Source organism: Brevundimonas sp., from assembly GCF_018608325.1.
In the GTDB taxonomy this organism is placed as follows: domain Bacteria; phylum Pseudomonadota; class Alphaproteobacteria; order Caulobacterales; family Caulobacteraceae; genus Brevundimonas.
On the sequence record NZ_JABAZW010000161.1, the window covers coordinates 1 to 3,628 of the forward strand.

Here is a 3,628-nt window from a genome sequence, read left to right on the forward strand (position 1 = left end):
GTATCTGATGGCCTCGGCCTACAAGGCGGCGGATGCGGTCTATCTGCAGCCGTTTGCGGACCTGAAGGTGCCGTTGGCCGGGCTGATCGGCTGGCTCATGCTGGGGCAGGCGCCGTCCATCTGGTTCTGGCCGGGAACGGCGCTGATCATGGGGGCGTCATTGTTCATCTTCTGGGGCGAGAACCGCGCGGCCCAGGCGCGGGTCGAGGCCGCCCAGCCCTGCCCGTGAGACATATCGCGCACAGGCGTGGGATGACGCGGGGGCATCGGATCGCTATCTGACGGTCAATGTCACGCTTTGATCTCACAACTGCGATGGGTCGCTTCCAGGCCCATTGGCACTATTTCTGGGCGGATCACGCCTTCCTGCGCGTGGCCTTCTCCAACGCTCACTGGCTTGGACCCGATCTGGTGCGCACCAACCAGCCGTCGCCGCGACAGCTGGCGGGGTGGAAGGCCAAGGGGATCAAGACCGTCATCAACCTGCGCGGCGAACGCGACGAGGGCTATTACTGGTTGGAGAAACAGGCCTGCGAGCGTCTGGGCCTGACCCTGATCAGCGCGCCGCTGGATTCGCGTGATCCGCCCCAGATCGACCGCATCCACCGCGCCCGCGATCTGTTCAAGACCATCGAATATCCGGTGCTGATCCACTGCAAGTCCGGTGCGGACCGGGCGGGAATGATGGCGGTCTTCTATCGCCACTTCCATCTGGGCGAGCCGATCTCGGTCGCCATGAACCAGCTGTCCAAGAAATACCTGCACTCGCGCGAGGGGCTGACGGGCGTGCTGGACTATACGCTGGAGAAATACGTCAACGAGGTCGAACCGCGCGGCGTCAGCTTCATCGACTGGGTCGACAGCCCCGACTACGACCCCAAGGCGATCCGGGCCGAGTTCAAGGCCGGGTGGTGGGGCACGCTGCTGACCGACAAACTGCTGCGGCGGGAGTAGTCGCCCACTGTTCCGTCGTCATTCCGGGGCGTCCGCAGGACGAACCCGGAACCCAGAGGGACAGTCTCAGCGCCTGAAGCGGTTGATGCCACGAACGTATCCCTGGGTTCCGGGTTCTTCGCTGCGCTCAGCCCCGGAATGACGATTCTGCATGGGGACGGCGCCTCAGCTCCACGGGCCGGTCTTCGGCTCCGTCTTGGGCTCATCGCCGTTTGCGCGGGCCTCGGCGGCCAGTTCGGCGTCGCGGCGGGCCTTGCGGTCGGCTTCCCACTGTTTGAACCAGCGGGCGTAGTTGATCTTGTCGCGTAGCGAAAAACAGAACAGCACCAGCACGGCCAGCATGGCGATGATCTGAAAAGTCTGTTGCGGTTCCAGGTTCACGGCTTTCCTCGTTCGTCCAGTTCCAGCGGGTGGATCAGGGAGCGGGTTCCGCTCCCTGATGTCGCACCATATCAGGCTGCGTCGCCGCGCGGGTCGATCAGCTTGTGGGCGTGCAGGATGAAGTAACGCATGTGGGCATTGTCCACGGTGGCCTGCGCGCGGGCCTTCCAGGCGTTCTTGGCGTCCTCATAGGTGCCATAGGCGCCGACGAACTCGACCTGCGACAGATCGCGGAACACCGGCTCGCCCAGGTGGCGCAGCTCGCCGCCGATGACCAGGTGAAGCAGTTGAGGCGGGACGTTGTTTGGCTCAGTCATCGGAGTCCTGTGGCGCAGAGGGGGAGGTTTCCGCGCGGCATAGGCCCAGAACGGCTAAGGATCAATGTGCGCGGGGTGTTTTCACCCTCGCCTTAGGTCGAAAGCGGCACGTTTTTACAGCGTCGAATTATCATCGGCTGCAGCGCGGGCGCGGCGCAGACCAGACTGGCCTGTCGCGGATCGGGCCGGTTGAACCGCCACGGACGCCCGTGGTGATCGCTGACCACGGCGCCCGCCTCCTGCGCGATCAGGCAGCCAGCGGCGACATCCCAGTCCCATTTCGGCGTCAGGGCCAGGGCCGCGTCGAACGCCCCCGCCGCCACCAGAGCCATGCGATAGGCCAGGGCGTTGCGCTTCTCGAACCGCATCGGCGGCCAGGGCTCGTCGAAATAGGGCGCTTCAATCAGCCGCGCGTCGCCCAGCACTGAAGCGTCCTCCAGCGTGTCGGCGTCCGAGGCCCGGATGCCCCGATTGTTGCGCCATGCTCCGCCGCCGCGCGTGGCCACATAGGTTTCGTCCACCTCGGGCGCATGGATGACGGCGGCGACAACCTCGCCGTCCTCGACCACCGCAATCGGCACGCACCACCACGGCGTCCGCTTCATATAGGCGACCGTGCCGTCGATGGGATCGACGATGAAGATGCGCTTTTTGGACAGACGATCCGGCGAATCCGCCGTTTCCTCTGACAGCCAGCCATAGTCGGGACGCGCCGACAGCAGCCGGTCCTTCAGCATGGCGTCCACCTTCAGGTCGCCGCTGGTGACGGGCGATCCGCCGACCTTGGACTCGATCTTCAGCCCCGCCGCCCGTTCGGCGACGGCCAGGGCGCCCGCGTCCAGCGCGGCCTGGCGGATCAGTTCAAGGTCGTCGTTCAGATCGGTCATTTTCCGGCGATGGCCACCGCGTCGAACATCAGGCTGGGCACGTTGAAGGAACCCCGGAACTCCAGATCCGATCCCCGCTGCAGGCGCAGATAAAGCTCCGGCAGCTTGCCCGCCACGGTCACTTCGCTGACCGGGTAGGCGATCTGGCCATTCTCGAACCAGAAGCCGGACACCCCGGCGGACCAGTCGCCGGTGTTGCCGTTCAGCGAGGGGCCGAACATCGAGGTGACCAGCAGACCCGTCCCGGCGTCGCCCATCAGGCCCGCCAGATCGCGATCTCCCGCCTCCATATGCAGGTTGTGGGTCGAGACGCCCGACGGTCCCGCCAGCCCGCGCGACGCATGGCCGGTGGTCTGCAGGCCCAGTTGGCGGGCCGATGCGCTGTTCAGCAGCCAAGTGGTCAGGACGCCGTCGTCGAACAGGGCGCGGCGCTCGACCGCGACGCCTTCGTCATCGAACGGGGTCGATCCCAGACCACGCTGGCGGAACGGATCGTCGATCAGGTTCACGCCTTCGACAAAGACCCGCTGACCCAGTTTGTCCTTCAGGAAGGAGGTGCCGCGCGCGATGGACGGTCCCGCAATGGCGCCCACGGCGGGCGACACGATCTGGCCCGCGACGCGGTTCTCGAAGATGACGGGTGCGGTGGTCGAGGCGATCTTGCGCGGTCCGGTGCGCGACACGGCCTTTTCACCGGCATAGGCGCCGATGGACTGGGCGGTGGGCAGGTCGGACAGGTGACGGGTGGTGCGGCTTTCACCGCCGCGCTCCATCGCGCCGTCCTTCTCGGCGATGACGCCGACGCCCAGCGAGAAGGCCGTGCCGCGATAGTCGCCGTCGAACCCGTGCGAGGTCACCAGACGCCAGCGGCTGGACGACCATGAGGCATGACCGCCTTCGGATTTCGCCACGCCGGGCACGGCCAGGGCTGCGGCCTCGGCCTCGGCCGATGCGCGCTCCAGTTCCTTCGCCGTGCGTTCGCTGGCGTCATACAGGTCCAGATCAATGAAGGGGCCGCGCGCCAGACGATCAGCGGGGGCGAAACCGGCGTGGGGGTCTTCCGGCGCCAGACGGGCCATGGCCACGGCG

5 protein-coding genes and 1 pseudogene are annotated in these 3,628 nt (G+C 66.4%); 2 read left to right on the forward strand and 4 right to left on the reverse strand.

Annotated features, from left to right (window positions below; translation table 11 throughout):
- Together QZ281_RS16280 and QZ281_RS16285 are read left to right on the forward strand one after the other, a co-directional pair.
- Positions 1–229 (forward strand): annotated as a pseudogene (locus QZ281_RS16280) (EamA/RhaT family transporter); the annotation flags it as partial.
- 59 nt (positions 230–288) lie between these two features.
- A complete protein-coding gene (locus QZ281_RS16285) occupies positions 289–954 on the forward strand; it encodes a sulfur transferase domain-containing protein (RefSeq protein WP_292230177.1) in 666 nt (221 codons plus the stop codon).
- A 165-nt stretch (positions 955–1,119) separates the two neighbouring features.
- Here the strand turns inward: QZ281_RS16285 and QZ281_RS16290 are convergent, their stop codons facing one another.
- From QZ281_RS16290 to QZ281_RS16305, 4 genes are all read right to left on the reverse strand, one after another.
- A complete protein-coding gene (locus QZ281_RS16290) occupies positions 1,120–1,335 on the reverse strand; it encodes a hypothetical protein (RefSeq protein ID WP_292230179.1) in 216 nt (71 codons plus the stop codon).
- 71 nt (positions 1,336–1,406) lie between these two features.
- A complete protein-coding gene (locus QZ281_RS16295; protein WP_292230181.1) occupies positions 1,407–1,652 on the reverse strand; it encodes a DUF4170 domain-containing protein in 246 nt (81 codons plus the stop codon).
- 92 nt (positions 1,653–1,744) lie between these two features.
- Positions 1,745–2,539 (reverse strand): 3'(2'),5'-bisphosphate nucleotidase CysQ, encoded by a 795-nt coding sequence (locus tag QZ281_RS16300; protein ID WP_292230183.1) that lies wholly within the window; start codon positions 2,537–2,539, stop codon positions 1,745–1,747.
- Positions 2,536–3,628 (reverse strand): metallopeptidase TldD-related protein (locus QZ281_RS16305; protein ID WP_292230186.1); only part of this gene is annotated, 1,093 nt, incomplete at its 5' end. The genes QZ281_RS16300 and QZ281_RS16305, both read right to left, overlap by 4 nt.